Raw genomic sequence first — 17,108 nt, forward strand, 5'->3', positions numbered from 1 at the left:
CCCTGACGCCGGGGACGGCGGACAACCGACGTTTGTTGCAGCGCCTCGACGCTCGTGCTCCAGCTCAATGCCGGGGGCGTCTCCTACGAGGCGTACCCGTCACTGGCGGGCACGGCGCCCGTACAGCTGACCATCCCGTTCTCGCAATGGCGGCCCGCCCCGTGGGACACCGCGAACGCGGACCGGCGCATCACCCCGGAAGACCTGCGCAACCTGTCGCAGTTCAACATCTTCGTCAACCAGGCCGACGGGGTCGGTGTGACGCGCGGATCCGTCCTGCTGGACGACCTGCGAGCCAGCTGACGCGAGCGCGCCGGGCCTGGTCATCCGCGCGGGTGACCAGGCCCGGCGCACGCCGTCTCAGCGAGTGCCGGTGACCGTGGCCCGGATCGACAGCGCGGCCGCCGAGCGGGCCCACTCGCTGAAGCCGAAGGGGACCGCCGTCAGGTCGATGAGCGCCGGATCATCCTCGTAGGTGTTCCGGAGCCCTCGGGCTACCGCGGCCTCGGCCACCTCGTAGAGGGGCAGGCCCTCGCCGGTCAGCAGGATCCGCTCCGGGTCGAGGATGTTGGCCGCGTGCCCGATGAGCACTCCCAGCGCGTATCCCGCGGCCTGGAATACCGCTTCGCTCTCCGGGTGCCCCGAACGAGCCTGCTCGACCGCCTCCTCGTAGGTCGACCGCCCGGGGAGCTGACGCATGATCATCTCGGTCATGAGGAAACTGGAGACGCAGCCGCGGTGGCCGTATCCGCACCTCGGGCCGGTCGGGTCGACCAGGAGGTGACCGAACCGGGGCGGCCGGCCGTGCGCACCCTGCACCAGGCGTCCTCCGGAGACGATTCCGAGACCGACACCCGCGCCGACCGTGATCAGCACCATCGAGTCGGCTCCGGCCCTCGCGCCGAACCAGTGCTCGCAGAGGGTGAGCGCCTGCACATCGTTGTCCACGGCGGCCGGTAGGCCGGTGGCCGCGGTCAGGGCCGAGGCGAGCGGCACTCCCCGCCAGTCCAGAAACCCGGCGTCCAGCACGACACCGTCCTGAACGGCTGAACCGAGCGTCACGCCCAAGCCGGTCAGACCGCCGGGGCCAGTCAGATCGTCGACGCCGGTCGCGACGGCGGCGACCTGCGCCACCACGTCGTCCGGCTCGGTGGACGCCAACGTCTCCTCGGCCGAACCCACCAGCGTGCCGGTCAGGTCGGTCACGGCCGCGTAGAGCCGGTCGGCGGTGAGCTTCACTCCGAGGAAGTGGTGCGACCCGCCCTTAACGTGCAGCAGTTCCGAGGGACGCCCGGTTCGCGAACGCAGCTCGGTGCCCCCCTCTGCGAGCAGGCCCGCCGCGACCAGGGTTCCGGTGAGGCGGCTGAGCGTCGGGCGGGACATCCGCAGGCGGGCCGCGATCTCGGCGCGCGGCATCGGACCGTGGACGAGGAGATCCAACAGCACCTCGCGCGCGCCCTCGGTGAGGGCCGGCCACGGCGAGCGGACTGCGGTCGACATCGGTCGAACCTTACCCCGCGGCCGTCACCGGGGAGTGCTGCCCGCCGGCGACCTGGAGGCATGGCTGGCTTGTCAGCCGTCGACGAGCTGCTGCTGATCGGGTCGATACGCAGTTGGTGACCGGAGTGCCGGATGTACCGGCTGGGGAAGTTGTAGGAGCGTAGGAGGTTCAGTTCGAGTCGGCGAACCCGATGTGAGTTCAGGTGTCTGGTCGGGTGGTTTCGTCGGCGAGGCGTTCGGCGATCCGGGGGCCGGATGCCTCGGCGGCGGCGGGGAGCAGTGGCCCGGCGGCGCTGCGTCCGGAGAACGACCGGCGGTTGGCTCGTCGGCTGTGGCTCGGGCCACCGCGTCCCGAAGGCCGGCGGCTCCTGCTCCGCACGTGGATCGGCACGCGGTGACCGGCTGTCGCCGCCGCTGCCCCGGTGCCTTTGTGTGCCGGCGGCCTGAGGACGGTGCCGTATACTCCGCCGATGCCTGAGGTGTCGGGTGACTTCGAGATCCACATTACGGCTCACGCTTTCCAGGCCGAGAAGCTGTCGGCGTTCGCCACCGAGCATGGCGTGACGTTCGTCCACATCGTGCTCGATCGCGGCGAGAACGTCTCTCAACCGATGCTCACCCTGGTCGGGCGAGGCACTGTGCCCGAGCAGCACGCCGCGGTGCAGCGTTGGCAACGCGAACTGCGCGAGGCAGGCATCTACCCGTGTCGTTCGAAGATCGAGGCGGCGCCGTGGTGCGTCGGCGTACCACAGTCGGATGAGCAGGCAGCGATCGAGCCGGATGGCCGGTACTTCGAGCATCACGTCAAACTGTTGCTGTCCAGTACGGCGCTGGCCGACCTGCTGGCTCTCACCGATCTGGCCGCGCCCCACGGGGCGCGGCTGTCACGCAACGCCCGCCGGGAGTTCGCGGACGGTGCGCAGGAACGGTTCGTCAACCAGCGCTGCCACGGTGTCGGGCTCACCACGGCCACGAAGCGGCTGAACGAGCTCGTCGAGACCCTCCGGGCCGCGGGCCATGAGCCCACCACGGTGGAGCAGGAGTACGTCGTCTTCGACAGCGACCTCCACCACGACCAGGGCTGGCTGGAACCGCCCACGCCGGGCGCGAGCGGTTGGGCAGTGGAGCGCGAGAACAGGATGAGGTCCGCGCCGGCCGGCTCCCCGCACTATCCGCCGACCTACCAGCCACTACCCGCGAGCCCGACCGTCCGCCAGAGGGCGGCGTTCGACCCTGCCCTCAAGCAGTACCTGAACGCCTACCGCGCCGGCGAGCCGGACTTCCTCGTGGCGGCCACCGGCCAGCGGTGGAGCAACGCCCGGCGCGCCGCGATGCGTCACGTCCTGGCGGCCATCGCCGCAACAGCCTGGGGTCAACACCTGGTCCTGCGCGGCAGCGTCACGATGGCGGCCTGGGTCGGCGACGCCGCCCGGGAGCCGGGCGACCTCGACTTCGTCGTCACTCCGCACACCGTCACCAGCGACAGCGCCGACGCCCGCACGCTGCTCGATGACATCAAGACCGCCGTGCGAGCCGCATCCGGCGCCGGCCTGCGACCAGACCGGATCACCGAGTCCGCCATCTGGACGTACGAGCGCGCTGACGGACGCCGCCTGGTCATCCCGTTCCACACACCGCAGGCACCGGACGGCCACATACAGGTCGATGTCGTCTTCGGTGAAAAGCTTCCCCTGCCACCAGAGGTGCTGGTACTGCCCGACGTCGACGAACCGATGCTGGCCGCGCCGGCCCCGCTGGCGCTGGCGTGGAAGTTGATGTGGCTGGCCACCGACATGTACCCGCAGGGCAAGGACCTCTACGACGCGGTCCTGCTCGCCGAACACACCACCGTCGACCAAGCCCTCGTCCGCCAGCTCATGCGACCGGAACTCGGCGCCGAAGCCGACACCTTCACCGCCGAAACCGTCCTGTCCTGGCAGGTCGACTGGACCAACGTCACCGACGAGTACCCCGAGATCACGGGCACCGCCGAGCAGTGGACCAATCGGCTGGCGCTGGCCCTCGACCGTGCCTGGACCTGACCCGGCTCACCCCTACCCACGTCACGAAACGAGGCCGTGCGACGGGTCCAGGACGCAACCTGACGCGCCCGAGCAGCCCACCGCTGGGAGGTCACACTCGGCTGGACACGCCGAACAGGTAGCGCAGCTCGTCCAGCATGACGACCAGTACGCCGGTGACCAGCGCGCCGGCGACGACCAGGACCGCTTCACCCGGGCGTACCGGTCCGGCCGGCGCGAGGGCGCCGGCGACGGCGCAGCCGATGAGGAAGGCGTTGCGCCACACATGGTGCCGACCCAGAGGTGCCGCGGCGCGGCCGAAACAGCGGCAGGTGCCGCCGCCGCGCCGCAGGTTCGCGACGATGGCGGCGGTGAAGGCGAGCAGCAGGGCGGCGGACGCGAGGAAGCCGGCCGGCGGGAACACCGCCAGCAGGGCGACCGCGGTGAACTCGGCGGCGACCACGGCCGCGGCGAGTGGGCCGGCCGGCCGGTAGCCCATGTCGCGCACCGAGCGGGTGAACCCGCGGTAGGCGTCGCGGCCGGAAACCTTGCCTACCGCCGCCACCAGCAGGACCGTGCCGAGCAGCACCCGGCACCCGATCTCGACGTACATGTCATCGCCTCCCTCGGGCCACGCCGAGGATCGCCTCACGGGGCACCACCCCGAAGTGTCGCGAGTCCTGGCTGTGGGTGTTGTCTCCGCGCACCGTCACGGCGCCGTCGGGTTCGAGCCGGTGCACGCTTTTGACCATCCACGCCAGGTCCGCGTCCGGGACGACGTCACGGGCCCGGAAGACGACGAGGTCACCGACGGCCGGCCGCCGCCCGACGCGGACGACGAGCCGGTCCCCGTCGCGCAGCGTCGGCGCCATGCTCTCCCCGCGTACGACCACCAGGCGCCAGCGACGGCGCAGCCAACCGGTCATGTCGCCGCCAGTTGGTAGCCGTCGGCCTGGAGGCGGAACAGCCGCGCGTACTCGCCGTCGGCCGCCATCAGCTCGTCGTGCGCGCCCGACTCGACGACGCGTCCGGCGTCGAGCACGACGATGCGCCGCGCGTCGCGCAGGGTGCCCAGCCGGTGGGAGATCAGCAGCCCGGTGCGGCCGTGGCGGATCCGGGCCAGCGAGGCGTGCACGCGGGCTTCGGCATCGGCGTCGAGCCCGGAGCTGGGCTCGTCCAGGACGAGCAGGTCGGCGTCGGCGCGCATCAGGGACCGGGCCAGCGCGACCCGCTGCCACTGCCCGCCGGAGAGGGTCACCCCGGGCTCGCCGTCCTGGTCGGCGAAGGTACGGCTGAGCAGCGTGTCGTAGCCGTGGGGCAGGGCGCGGAGGCGCTCGTGGATCTCGGCGCGCGCGGCGGCCTCCTCGACCTGCGCGGTCGTGTGCGGCAGCCGGCCGATGCCGACGTTCTCCGCCGCGGTCAGGTCGTAGCACATGAAGTCCTGGAACACCGCCCCGATCCGCTGGCGCAACGTCTCGACCCGCAACTCGCGCAGGTCCACGCCGTCCCAGGTGATCCGGCCACGGTCGGGGTCGTAGAACCGGCAGAGCAGCTTGACGAGGGTGCTCTTGCCGGCGCCGTTGAGGCCGACGAGGCCGACGGCCTCACCGGCGGTCAGCGTGAGGTCGACGCCCCGCAGGATCCAGGGGCCGTCCTCGTCGTAGCGGAACCACACGTCCTCGAACGTGATCGCGGTGCGCAGCGGCGGTGCCGGCAGGGTCCCGTCGGCCAGGTCGGCGGGACTGTCGAGAACGGCGACGTAGTGCCGGAACAGCCGCACGGCCGTGCCGGCCTCGCCGAGCTGACCGGCGATGCCGGCCAGGCCGCTGTGTGTCGCGCCGAGAGCGGCCAGCAGGAGGGTGAGGTCACCGAGGCTGAGCCGGCCACGGACCGCGGCGTTCACCGCGATCACCGTCGCGGCGAGCGTCACGGCGGCACCGGCCAGCGCCCAACAGGTCTGCACCACCGTGGCGTGCCGCGCGGCGGCCAGCTCGATCCGGGCTGCCCCCCGCACGGCGCCCGCGAGCCGGCCGTGGAAGAACCGGCCGAGGTCGTAGAGGCGCACCTCCCGGGCGGCGCGCAGGTCGGTCAGCACGGCCTGGAACAGGAACCGGGCCCGGAACAGACCGGCGCTGTCCTCCACGGCCCGCGCGGCCCGGCGGGACAGTCGCAGCTGGATGAGGAACTCGGGCACGGCCACGGCGAGCAGGAGCAGGCCGGCCGGCGGCCACAGGGACGTCAGAATGGCGGCGAAGCCGCCGATGGTGACGACGTTCTGGGCCACGTCGACCGTGAACATGACGACCGCGTAGGGCGCCTGGTTGGCGGCCTGCTGGGCCAGCGCCAACCGGTCGCGCAGGGCCGGCTGCTCGAAGGGGCCCAGGCCGAGGAAGCTGTTCAGTTTCCGGTACAGCCGCACGTCGGCGGCGATCGTGATCGCGTTCTGCAGCGCCGTGGTGAAGTAGCCGGACAGGCGGCTGGCGATTGCCGCCAGTGCCCCCAGGACGGCGATCGCCACGGCGTACCAGGTCGCGGTCGACGGGTTGGCCGAGCGGCCCCTGCTGACCTCGTCGAACAGCAGCTTCGTGAACCAGGCGATGCCGACCGGCGGCGCCGCGCCGACGAGGACCAGAGCGACCATGGCGGCGAGCGCCTTCGGGTCGGCGCAGCCCAGCCGCAGGGCGGCTCGCAGGGTGGCCACGCTCAGGCCAGGACCGGAAGCTGGTGGCTGGAGTCGACGACGACGCCGTCGACGACCGAGAGCACAGCGGGGAACCCCTTGACCTGGAACTCCTTCTCGGCCTGCGGCTCGGACATGGTGGCCGTGTCGAAACCGGTGAGGCGGGGAGCCATCGCCGCCGTCTCCGCCGGCGTGCCGATCATGAACACGAGGGTGTCGTGGCGGTAGCGGTCGGCGTCGGCGGTGAGAGCGTCCAGGAGAGTCTGGCAGGGTGGGCAGGTGGGGGTCAGCATGACCACCGTGCGCCGGCCGGTGGTCAGGTCGGCGTGCGGGAAGCCGGTGACGTCCAGGCCCGGGGCGGGCAGCACCTCGGGGACGGGCTCGCCGTCGTGGGCGTGGCCGGCCTGCATCTCGCGCAGTCGCCGGGCGAGGGCCAGGGTCAGGACGAGGTTGAGCACGGCGACCGCGCCGACGACAGCGACAGCGGCGTAGGCGAAACCCGACATGGGAACTCCTCGGCGAGTCAGAGGGGTGGGGGCCGCGCCGGCCGGCGCGGCCCCCGGGAAAGTCAGGTCAGCAGACGCCGGCCTTCTTGACATAGCAGATCGCCCGCGACGTCGAGGTCACGCACGCGCCGTTGCAGTTGTAGTAGCCCTGCCGGTAGCGGCGGAAGTAGTCGCCGCCCGAGCAGTAGCCGTCGGACGCGACGCACGAGCACTTCTGGCCGTGCTCCGGCACGCAGGCGCCGGCCACCTCGCGGCCGAGCACCTTGCCGAGGACGGCGTCGCCGACGCGGGCAATGATCTTGGTCATGGCAGACCTCCTTTGTGGGTGGTTGCCGATCACTGTGCTGGACGCCGCTGCGCTTGCCCTGCGCTTCTACTGCGCGCGGGCTGCGTCCCGCCAGTGGGCCAGCCGTTCGCGCAGGTCATCGGCGTACGCGGCGTTGAAGTGCTCGAAGGTGCGCAGCGCCTCCCCGCCCAGCGCGACGGCCCGGTCGTACCTGCCCAGGGCGGCCTGCGCCCGCGCCAACAGGCTCAGCGAGTTCGCGAGCGGGAACGGCTGCCCGATGCCGCGCAGCATCGCCACCGAGCCCTCCAGTTCGGCCACCGCCTGACCGGCGTCGCCCTCCTCGAGGTGCACCTTCCCGAGCAGCCGGCGGGAGATCGCCTCGCCCCACTCGTGGCGCATCTCGCGGAACGCCGACACCGTACGGGTCAGCAGCCGGCGTGCGGCCACGCTGTCCCCGCAGGCGAGATGCGTCGCGGCCAGCGCCTGCTCGGCGGTGGTCACGCTCATCCGGTCACCGAGCCGGCGAGCGGCGGTCACCGCCTGCCGCAGCTGCTCCAGCGCCTGCGACCACTGCTCGGCATGCCGATGCAGCAGCCCGATGCTCTCCCGCGCGAGCGCCTCGCCCCACAGGTCGCCGCCATCCTCGAACAGCCGCAGGGCCGCGGCGTAGGCGGCGTGGGCGAACGGGGAGGTGTGCTGGTACTGCCCGTGCTGCATGCCGAGGGCCAGCAGCACGTGCCCGCCGACCGGGCCGACCGGCCAGTGCGCGGCGCACAACCGCACCATCAGCAGCAGCGCGGCGTCCGCCTCCCGCAACCGACCGAGCTGACGGCAGCACAGCGAGTAGCCCTGCAACGCGACGAGCCGGTGCGCCAGTGCGTCGCGATCACCACGGCGCTGCCCACCCAGCGGCCCGCAGCCGTCCCGATGTGCCGCGCGCAGCAGCGGAACGGCTTCGGCGTGCCGGTTCAACACCCGGTAGGCCGTGCCCAGGTGGAGCCGCAGCGACATGCGGGTCGGCAACGGCAGGTCGGCGTGATGGTCGAGCACGCCGCGCAGGCAGTCGACGAACTCGGGCAGGTGTTGGCTGCGCATCATCGCGAAATTGCCCATCGTGCGGGCCAGCCGTCCGGCCAGGTCGACCGCGCCCAGCCCCAGCAGGTCCCGCACCGCCGCGACCAGGTTCTCCAACTCCGCCTCGAACCAGTCCACGGCGTCCCCGGCGTCGATCACGCACCCCACGTCCGCGACCGGCAGGGCCTTGCAGGGCAGTGACGCGGCGGCGCGCTCGGCGTACGCGTGCAGCCGCGCGTACCAGGTGATCACCTCATCGGCGGTGACGTCGGTGCGCTCCCGGGCCTGCAACCGGACCAGGTCGTGCATACGTACCCTGCCGTCGGGATCGGCGGTCAGCAGGTGGGACCGGCACAGCTGTTCCAGCAGCGGCTCGGTGGTCTCGTCCCACATACCGAAGCTGCGCAGCGACGTGCGGCTGAGCACCGCGAGCAGCCGCGCGGCGGGCGGTGGCAAACGCTCGAGGCCGACGGTGAAGCTGGTGCGCACGTCGAGCCCATCGAGCGACAGCTCGTCGAGGCGGCGCCGCTCGTCGCGCAGCCGGTCGCGCAGCCGTGCCACGGTCATCGCGTCCCGCTCGGCCAGCCGCACGCCGGCGATGCGCAACGCCAGCGGCAGACGGCCACACAACTCCACGACGTCGGCTGCCGCCGCGGCCTCCCGGTTGATCCGCTCGGCACCGGCGAGCCCGGCCAGCAGGTCCAAACCGTCGTCGACCGGCAGGACGTCGAGTGTGACGACCTGGGTGCCCGGCAGCCCGGGCAACGCCGCGGTGCTGGTGATGAGGGCGCTGCCGCCGGCGGGCGGAAGCAGAAGGCGCACCTGGGCCGCATCCGCCGCGCTGTCCAACATCACCAACATGGGCTGGTCGGCGAGCACGGACCGGTACAGCGCCGCGCGTTCCTCGGCCGCTACCGGGATGGCCTCGCCGGCCACCCCGAGGGCACGCAGAAAGGCGCCGAGCACCGCGCCGGGTCGTGCCGGGTCCGTGGTGTTGCCGCGCAGGTCCGCGTACAGGCACCCGGCGGGAAAACGATGGCGGCACTCGTGGGCCGCCCGCAGCGCCAGCGTGGTCTTGCCCGTTCCCGCAAGCCCGGTCACGACGACGACCTGAGCAGCCCCGGCGGCTGATGGGGGCCGGCCCAGCAACGACAGCAGCAGCCCGAGTTCCTTGTCCCGCCCGACGAAGTCACCGGTGACGCCGGGGAGCTGGTTGGGACGTACCCATGCTCGCGGGGGCGTGTCCTGCTCGCTGCCGAGGATCTCCCGGTGCAGCTGCTGCAGCTGCGGTCCCGGGTCGATGCCGTGCTCGTCGGCGAGAATCCGGGCCCCGTCCCGGTACACGGCGAGCGCCTCCGCCTGCCGGCCGCTGCGGTGCAGGGCCACCATGAGCTGGCCGCGCAGCCGTTCCCGCAGCGGCTGGTCACGCACCAGTGTGGTCAGCTCCGGCACCAGCTCCTGATGCAGACCGAGCGACAGCAATGCCTCGACGCGCAGCTCGATCGCTTGCTGACGCAGCTCGCGAAGCCGGTCGCGCTCGAAGTCGACCAGTCGTGCACCGACGTCGACGAACGCGTCGTCGCGCCAACGCGCCAGCGCGCGGTCGAGCAGCTCCACGGCACGCCGGGCGTCGGTGGCGGCCGCAGCGGCCTGCACCTCGGCGCCGAACTCCGCCGCGTCCACCACCACCATGGCGTTCAGCTCGTAACCAGGTGACCTGGTGAGGATCAACTCCGGCGTCGCACTGCGCCGGACCGAGGCGACGACCGCCTGGACCCGGTTACGCGCTCCTGCGGGCGGGTGGTCCGGCCAGAGACCGTCGATCAGACGGTCGACGGAGACTATGCGTCCACGATGGGCTGCCAGGCCCGCCACGAATGCCCGTTCCAGCGGGGCGAGCGGCACAGCTACCCCGTCGACGCTCAACTGGATCCGTCCGAGGACGCCGATCCGATACCCGCACACCGCGCAAAGCTAGCGCGGTGTGCACCGGTTGCGTCTCGGGGTACCTGTGCCGGCGCTGGCGCAGTTCTGCGTTGGTATGTCGATCAGCCCAGCCCGGCGAGGAACGCCTGGATGGCCGCGATTCCGCAGCGCAACTCCTCGTCGTTCAGGTGGCCGAAGGCCAGCACGATGCCGGCGGGCGAGTTCGCGGGGTCGACCCGGTAGAACTCGGCCAGTGGGGTCACGGCCACGCCGAGCCCGGCCAGCCGGGCCACCATGGCGGTGGCCAGTTGCTGGGGCAGCAGCAACGTCGCGGTCGACCCGCGGGGGCCGATCATGACGCGGACGGGGTGCGGCACCGGGTCGAGTGCGGCCCGCACCTGCTCGCGCCGCTCGGTGAAGAGCCGGCCGATCCGCGTGGCTCGGTGCACGAGTACACCGTCCCGCAACAGCCGGGTATACGCGGCCTGGGTGGTACGGGCGACCGGCCCGTCGTCGTCGCCGATCAGGTCCGCGATGCGCGGCGTGAGCTCGCGCGGTATCACCAGATACGCCAGGCCGGGGGGAGCGAGACTGTCACCGATCGTGCCCGCCATGGCCACCCGCTGTCCGCCGGCCAGACTGAACAGCGCCGGCAACGGCAACCCGTCACCGGAACCGGCCTGTTCCGTATTGATGTCGACCAGATATCCGCCGGTGCGGAAGGCCCAGTCCACCAGGGCATGACGTTGGTCCAGCGTCAGTACCGTGCCGAGCGGATGGTTTCCCTCCGCGAACACCACCGCGACGTCGGCGGCGTCTGCCTGTTGCGGGACCGCATTCTCCGGCAGGGCGCCGACGGTCCAGCCGGCCTGCCGTCCAGCCAGCACCGGATAGGCCGGTGCGGGCTGCTCCACCGCAATCCGGCGGCCCACCGACTGCGCCTGGCCGATCGCCTCGAACAGCAGCCAGCAGGCCTGACGTAGCCCGGACGCCACGACCACCTCGTCGGCGTCCACTCTGATGCCCCTGGTGCGGCGCAGGTGCGCGGCGACGGCCTCCCGCAGGGTGGGCATACCCAGTGGTGCCGTCTGATCCAACGGAGGCTGGTAACTGGCCTCCCGCCACGCGGCACGCCAGGCGGCCAACGGAAACGCGCGGGTCGGGGCGGGGCCGGGGGTGAAGTCGCACACCCGACGGGCCGGTGCCGCCAGTGCCCTGCGTGGGCGTCGCGTCGGGTCGATCTGCAGTTGCCGGACGTAGGTGCCCGAGCCGGGCCTGCTCTCCACCAAACCCTTGGCCAGCAGTAGCTCGTACGCCGAGATGACCACGCCCCGGGACACGCCCAGCAGCCGAGCCAGGTCCCTCGTCGACGGCAGCCGCGTCGCGGGAGCGAGCTGACCTCGGTGAATGGCGCGGGCCAGTTGGGTCACCAGTTGCTGAGGCAGATGCTCCGTGCGCTCGCGGCGCAGGTTGATGTGGACGGTGAGCTGATCGGCTCCGCGCATGTTTCCCCCATTGTCTCGACGGCTGTCCGACCCGCGATGGTCGACCGGCCCGGCCCCCCCAAGACTTTGGTCGGCGCCGCGCTCCGGTCACCGGGCACGGCGCCACGCCGCTGTGACCTGGGTAACCGCCTGTCGATGCAGGTCAGCGGCGCGCTTCGGCGGGGACGGGCCGAGCCCGCCCAGGGACAGTGCCACGCGCTCCGGCTGATCCGGCGCGATTCTGGACGCGGCTGGACAACGCTGGACACCGGGTGGTCACGACGCGGTCAGCACTGCGCGCAACGCCGTCAACCGGGCGTCCCCCGCGCCGCCCTGGCGTTCCTCCGGCGCGCACGCCGATCTTGACCATCGGCTGGTACGGTGACCGCGGCCGCCGCGACCGCGGACCTGGACCGTCGGCACACCGGTTCGCGGCACCTCGCGGGCTACGGGCGGCGCCCAGCTGAGTTCGGACATCCGACGGCCATGGACGCTCTGACCGCCCTGTGGGTCGCGGCCACCGACCTGGACCGTCCACGGCGGTCGTCGCCGCGCTGCGGGCATTGCGTCCCCGACAGGGTGATGCCCCTGACCCCAAGACTGCCGAAACCACCTGAGCAGGGTCTCTATCGGACGTTGGCGTGCGCGACGCACTGCCATGGCTCGAGTGCTCGCCCCGAGGTCAGAGCCGGTCAGGCGGGATGGCGGCGGTCCACAACAGCACGCCGGGTCCGCGCTCGAACCACCACACCTAGCGGGCGGAATCAACCAACGAAACACCCCGACCGCTACGTGCGAGCACGTAGCGGTCGGGGCGGCGGTGTCAGCAGACCGACTTCGGCCGCTGCAGGTTGTCGAGCAGGCGCGCCACGACGGCAGGGGCGCTGGCGAGCGAGAAGTGGTCGACGCGTGGGTTGTCGGAGAACTCGAAGCGGTGGCACGGCATGGTTGCCCAGGGTGCGATCGCGTCGTTGGTGATGTCCTCCTGGTTGCCGTCACCGTTGCGGAAGAACAGCTCGGCCGTTGCGGGGTCGAGCACCTGCCCGACCCTGAGGTTGGGCAGCGTCACACCGACGACCGTGGGCAGCCCCGAACCCTTTTCCGCGTAGACGTCGACGCCGGGGAACGAGGCCGGGTCGGCGAACTTCACGAAGCCGGTGTAATAGGGTGCCAGGTGCCTCGCGAGGGGCATGTCGGCATGCTCGAACAGCCTGAGGTTGTCCTTGGGTGTGTAGTCCGCCATCGGTGCCGTGGTGCGAACCACCAGCTCACGGTTGCCGAAGACGGCCGGGTCGGCGGCGCTCATGTACGTCGACGGGTGCGACTGGTACATGAGCGCACTGCTCCGCGCGTTCCCCTCCGTGCTCGGGTACGAGAAGTCGGTGACGTTGAGTCCGGTGAAGAAGACCCCGTAGAGCAGCCCCTGCCCCGGCCAGTTGCCAGCCAGCGCCGTGAACCCGTGAATGTACTTGGTGCGCCAGCTCTTGCTGGTGTGGGTCAGCAGGTACTGGGCGTAGAGCGGGCCGTTCGAGTGGCCGACCAGATGAACGGGGGTGTTGCTGTTGTCGTGGTACGTCCGCTCGATCAACGAGATCGTCCGCTTGAGGAATCCGCCCTGGTCGGGGGTGCGCCGGGAGTCGTAGCCGGCAACGCGGATGTCCTTGTTGCGCACGTAGCCCTGCCCCTCCAGGGCCTCGTAGAGCGGCTCGTAGAAGGGCGCGCTCTCCGTGCGTCCGTAGTGCTTGATCTCGACCTTGACGCCGGGCTGGTCGCTGAAGCGCTCCGCCATGGGCTTGGCCGGGTCGGGGTCGTACGTGAAGGTCATCAGCCTGTCCCGGCAGACCTGGCTGAAGCGGGAGGTGGTGTCGTTGCCGAACCAGTCCTCGAAGTACCCCGTCGTCGGGCAGCGCGGATGGCTGTACTGCCGGTCAACGTTCACCTTGAGTTTGGTGAAGTGGAAGGCCGGAAAGACGACAACCGGTGTGCGGGTGGCGCTGCTGGCGACGCGTTCCTCGGCAACCGCCGTGGTGCTCGAAGCGAGAAGCCCCACCGCGGCGGTCAACGCCACCACGGCGGTCCGGATCCTACGTCTCACGTTTTCTCCCCCTAACTGCCCGTACGCTTGGCGTTTCGCGGGCGGTCGCAATACCTGATCTCACTCGCCGAGTGGCCCGATCCGACCGTCACCGGAGCCGTCCTGCTCGCCCACGCTCGCTTTTCACCTCTCGGCCAGTGCGTGATCTCAAGCATCGGTGCCGGTTGGCGGTCGTAGCGGACCACTTCGCCGCCGGAACCGGGGGACCAGACGCGGCGGCCCGGTGCGGCCGGCGAGCGTCGTCCTCCTGACCGCCGACGCGAGTGGTCCTGTCCAATGCCCGCCGAACTGGTCCGTCGAGCGGCGCTGGCCCGGATCACGATGGGACGGTCACCAACTTCCCTGCCGGAGGAGCACCATGAACCGCATCCGTATCCTCACCGCCCTCGCCGCGCTGCTGTGCCTCGCGACGGCGGGCTCGGCGACCGTTGCCACGACGCCGGCCGCCGCCGTTTCGGCCCCCGCTGCGACCGAGGCCCCGACCTGCGAGGTCGATCTGCTCACCTTCGGGGGCTTTCAGGTGTTCATCTCGGTCGCGAACACCACCACCGCTCCGCTGACGAACTGGACGGTCCAGTTCACGCTGCCGACGTCGTCCAGGATCGAGTCCCGGTTCAACGGCACGATCACGCTCAACGGCACGGCCGGCACCTTCCACCCGGCCTCTTGGATCGCCACGCTTACGCCGGGCACCGAGGCCAACGTGGGCTTCGGTGGCAGCGGGACGGCTCCGACCGCCTTCGCCCTCAACGGCGTACCCTGCACCTGGGTCTAGCTAGCGCGACCGGGACAGACGTCGGGTCCGCGCTGGTTCGCCGAGCGTCCGATCGGCGGTCCGGGTCACCGCCGAGGGCTCGCATAAGCTACTTGGGCCACACGGGTATCGCGGTCATCCCAACCCCACCCGGCCGCAAACGACGCCGATCAGGGTCGGGCGGGCGGCGCGTGCCGGACCGGTCGCCGGCACGCGCCGGGTCTGGCTCAGGCGCCGCAGTAGAGGAGGCGGTTCGGCGTGCCGGCGACCACTCCGCCGACCACGCCCGTCGTCGCCCGGCTGGTCAGGTAGCTGGCGACCTGGGCGGGGGTCCAGGTCGGGTTCGCCGAGAGGGCGAGCGCGGCGCATCCGGCGACGTGCGCGGCGGCCATCGAGCTGCCGCTGATGGTGGTGGCCGCGCTGTCGCCGGTGTGCCAGGTGGACGAGATGTTGGCCCCGGGGGCGTAGAGATCCAGGCAGCTGCCGTAGTTGCCGCTCGGCATCCGCGCGTCGGACGACGTGGTGCCCGCGACGGTGATCGCACCCGGCACCCGCGCCGGCGAGTAGTTGCAGGCGCTGCCAGCCGAGCTACCCGCCGCCACCACGTAGGTGATGCCCGAGGAGATCGAACGGGTCACCGCGGCGTCCAGGGCCGAGTTGGCCGCCCCGCCGAGGGCCATGAGTGCCACCGCCGGCCGGACGGCGTTCCCGGTGACCCAGTCCACCCCTGCGATCACCGCCGCGTAGCTGCCGCTGCCGTTGCAGTTGAGCACCCGTACCGGGTGGAGCCGGACCTCCTTGGCGACTCCGTACCGGGTTCCTCCGACGGTGCCGGCCAGGTGCGTGCCGTGGCCGTTGCAGTCGTCGGCGGGCAGCGCGCTGTCGACCAGGTCGGCCCCGCCCCCCGCGCGGCCGCCGAAGTCGGTGTGCGTGCTCCGCAGGCCGGTGTCGATGATGTACGCGTGCACGTTGTGCGCGGTGTTCGGATAGGCGTACCGGCCGTCCAGCGGCAGGCTGCGCTGATCGATCCGGTCCAGCCCCCACGAGGGCGGGTTGAGTTGCACGCCGGGCCCGATGAGGGGTGTCGTCCGGTTCTGCTCGACGTACGCCACGGCCGGGTCGGCGGCGAGGCGACGGGCCGCCCGCTCCGGCATGCGTACCTCGAATCCGGCCAGGGCGTGGCGGTAGACGTGGCCGATGGTGCCGCCGTGGCGGGCCTTCAGCCGGTCCGCGACCCGGGCGACCTCGGCCGGGGCACCGACCCGGGCTGTCGGGCGCACCAGTTCGTCGCGGAGCACGACGATGAAACTGCCTGGTACGGCGTCGGTGCCGCCGACGTGGCGGATCGTCCCCGCGGTCGCGGTCGCGGTGGCCGCGAGGGCGTCGCCACCCGGGGCCAGCACGGCGGTCAGCGCGACCACCAGGGCGATCGCGGGAAACCGGCCCCGGACACGTGAGCCTGTCATCTGCGGTCCTCCTCCTGTGGGGCCTTTCCGGGCGACGTGTGGCTCACTCCGGATGCGGCCTGGACATAGGAGGAAGGTAGCCGATGCATTCATAATTATGAATCAGATGGACGACTGGTCACCGAGCGTGCGTCGCCCCGCGACGAGCGACGTGGCCCTGTCGTGATCCGCGGCGTCGTCGGTTCCGGCGTGACGGGTGAGTGCTCGTCCCGGCCCAGGCGGCCGCGGTTCAGTTCGGGTACGGGCGAATGCCGGCGGCCATCTCGGCAGTGGTGTGTGCCCGCAGGTCCGGATGAGGCGCACCGGTGACGCGTGCCGCGACAGCTCGTACATGGTCTTCGGCCGGGTCCACCAGCCCGTCGTATATCGCCACGAACACCTCGCGTGCCCGTGCGCGTGGCCAGTCGGGCGGCATCAGTTCGGTGGGGAGCATGGGGTCGAGGACGGGGATGCGACGGAAGACGTCCATCACCTCGGTGCGGGCCCGTAACGCGGCGGTACCGGTGACAGCCCCGGCCGCGATGCGGCGCAGCAGCGGGGCCCAGCGCTGGATGAACCCCGCGTACTGCTCGGCGATGGCCGGCAGATCCCACGCGCTGACCGGATGACGGTCCGTCTCCGTCTCCAACTTCGTGTGCTGCGCGCGGAACACGGTTACCGCCCCGCGTGCCAGGGCGGCCAACTCGGCTCGCCCCTTGGCGTCCAACGGGTGTGGCAGAACCCAGACCCCGTCGTACAGTGGCGCGAATCCGTGCCAGCGCAGGCACACCCGCAGCGCCCGCCGCCGTGTGCTTTCCCTCTCGGGCATGGAGAAGGCCACCACGGTCCACGACCCGTCCCAGGATTCCGGTTGCGTGGCCAGAGCCGCGATCGAGGCGCCGCCCATCGAGAGGTCGACGGCGGCCGGCTCCGTCAGACGGTATGAGCTGTACCGACCCTGCCGGCTGCCCTCCAGTACGCCCCTGCGGGCGAGCCTGCTGATCGTTGTCCGGGCGGCACCGCTGCTCACCCCGAACTCGCCGAGCAGGGCCACGATCACCGCCGACGGCAGCCAGGCGCGGGTGCGCGCCGTGTAGTCGGCGAGCAGCGTCACCGCGAGGCCCTGAGCGGAGCTGCCAATCTGCCGGCGCCGTCGTCGGGGCGATCCGCCGGGTGCCTCGGGAAAGATCTCCTCGATGTTGAACGGGCGTACCACAGAGTGCTCCCCGGGGCGCGGGTGAGTGCGGGCGTACCGACCCTAACGCCGGCCCGCGAAGGGTGGACACAGCACCGGGCTGTGCGCCCGGCCGGCGGACTCCGGAAGCCGGATCGTGTGG

Annotated in this window: 14 protein-coding genes; 3 read left to right on the forward strand and 11 right to left on the reverse strand. The window is 71.6% G+C overall.

Annotated features, from left to right (window positions below):
• Positions 1-54: 54 nt before the first annotated feature.
• Positions 55-303, forward strand: coding sequence for a hypothetical protein (locus E1166_RS31695; protein ID WP_243710077.1), 249 nt, complete (start codon positions 55-57; stop codon positions 301-303).
• 57 nt (positions 304-360) lie between these two features.
• On the opposite strand, the gene E1166_RS01675 is transcribed toward E1166_RS31695, so the two are convergent.
• Positions 361-1,500 (reverse strand): ROK family transcriptional regulator, encoded by a 1,140-nt coding sequence (locus E1166_RS01675; protein WP_207913912.1) that lies wholly within the window; start codon positions 1,498-1,500, stop codon positions 361-363.
• Positions 1,501-1,970: 470 nt separating this feature from the next.
• On the opposite strand from E1166_RS01675, the gene E1166_RS01685 reads away from it, so the two are divergent.
• Positions 1,971-3,542, forward strand: coding sequence for a nucleotidyl transferase AbiEii/AbiGii toxin family protein (locus E1166_RS01685; protein ID WP_132335122.1), 1,572 nt, complete (start codon positions 1,971-1,973; stop codon positions 3,540-3,542).
• A 91-nt stretch (positions 3,543-3,633) separates the two neighbouring features.
• Here the strand turns inward: E1166_RS01685 and E1166_RS01690 are convergent, their stop codons facing one another.
• The 8 genes from E1166_RS01690 to E1166_RS01725 all read right to left on the reverse strand — a co-directional run bounded on the left by E1166_RS01690 (position 3,634) and on the right by E1166_RS01725 (position 13,572).
• Complete coding sequence (locus tag E1166_RS01690) at positions 3,634-4,134, reverse strand: MauE/DoxX family redox-associated membrane protein (protein WP_132335124.1); 501 nt, start codon at positions 4,132-4,134, stop codon at positions 3,634-3,636.
• A gap of 1 nt (position 4,135) precedes the next feature.
• Positions 4,136-4,447: a S24/S26 family peptidase gene (locus tag E1166_RS01695; protein ID WP_132335126.1), complete on the reverse strand. Its 312-nt coding sequence runs from the start codon at positions 4,445-4,447 to the stop codon at positions 4,136-4,138.
• Positions 4,444-6,222 (reverse strand): ABC transporter ATP-binding protein, encoded by a 1,779-nt coding sequence (locus E1166_RS01700; protein WP_132335128.1) that lies wholly within the window; start codon positions 6,220-6,222, stop codon positions 4,444-4,446. The genes E1166_RS01695 and E1166_RS01700 overlap by 4 nt, the downstream gene beginning before the upstream one ends.
• Positions 6,223-6,224: 2 nt before the next feature.
• Entirely contained in the window at positions 6,225-6,707 is a 483-nt protein-coding gene (locus E1166_RS01705; protein ID WP_132335130.1) for a hypothetical protein, read from the reverse strand.
• Positions 6,708-6,774: 67 nt separating this feature from the next.
• A complete protein-coding gene (locus tag E1166_RS01710; protein ID WP_132261221.1) occupies positions 6,775-7,014 on the reverse strand; it encodes a hypothetical protein in 240 nt (79 codons plus the stop codon).
• A 66-nt stretch (positions 7,015-7,080) separates the two neighbouring features.
• The gene (locus tag E1166_RS01715; RefSeq protein WP_132335132.1) at positions 7,081-10,032 is read right to left on the reverse strand and encodes an AfsR/SARP family transcriptional regulator; all 2,952 of its coding nucleotides are present in this window, start codon (positions 10,030-10,032) and stop codon (positions 7,081-7,083) included.
• Between the two features lie 83 nt (positions 10,033-10,115).
• On the reverse strand, positions 10,116-11,498 hold the full coding sequence (locus E1166_RS01720; RefSeq protein ID WP_132335134.1) for a PLP-dependent aminotransferase family protein: 1,383 nt from the start codon (positions 11,496-11,498) through the stop codon (positions 10,116-10,118).
• Between the two features lie 802 nt (positions 11,499-12,300).
• Positions 12,301-13,572 (reverse strand): hypothetical protein, encoded by a 1,272-nt coding sequence (locus E1166_RS01725; protein ID WP_132335136.1) that lies wholly within the window; start codon positions 13,570-13,572, stop codon positions 12,301-12,303.
• Between the two features lie 358 nt (positions 13,573-13,930).
• Between E1166_RS01725 and E1166_RS01730 the strand changes: the two genes are divergently transcribed.
• Positions 13,931-14,347, forward strand: a complete 417-nt coding sequence (locus tag E1166_RS01730; protein ID WP_132335138.1) for a cellulose binding domain-containing protein — start codon at positions 13,931-13,933, stop codon at positions 14,345-14,347.
• Positions 14,348-14,553: 206 nt separating this feature from the next.
• On the opposite strand, the gene E1166_RS01735 is transcribed toward E1166_RS01730, so the two are convergent.
• Complete coding sequence (locus E1166_RS01735) at positions 14,554-15,792, reverse strand: S8 family peptidase (RefSeq protein ID WP_132335140.1); 1,239 nt, start codon at positions 15,790-15,792, stop codon at positions 14,554-14,556.
• Positions 15,793-16,021: 229 nt separating this feature from the next.
• Positions 16,022-16,987 carry a PaaX family transcriptional regulator C-terminal domain-containing protein gene (locus E1166_RS01740; protein WP_132335142.1) on the reverse strand — a complete coding sequence of 322 codons (966 nt, stop codon included), beginning with the start codon at positions 16,985-16,987 and terminating at the stop codon, positions 16,022-16,024.
• Positions 16,988-17,108 lie beyond the last annotated feature (121 nt).

This window comes from Micromonospora sp. KC213, from assembly GCF_004348325.1.
In the GTDB taxonomy this organism is placed as follows: Bacteria; Actinomycetota; Actinomycetes; order Mycobacteriales; family Micromonosporaceae; genus Micromonospora.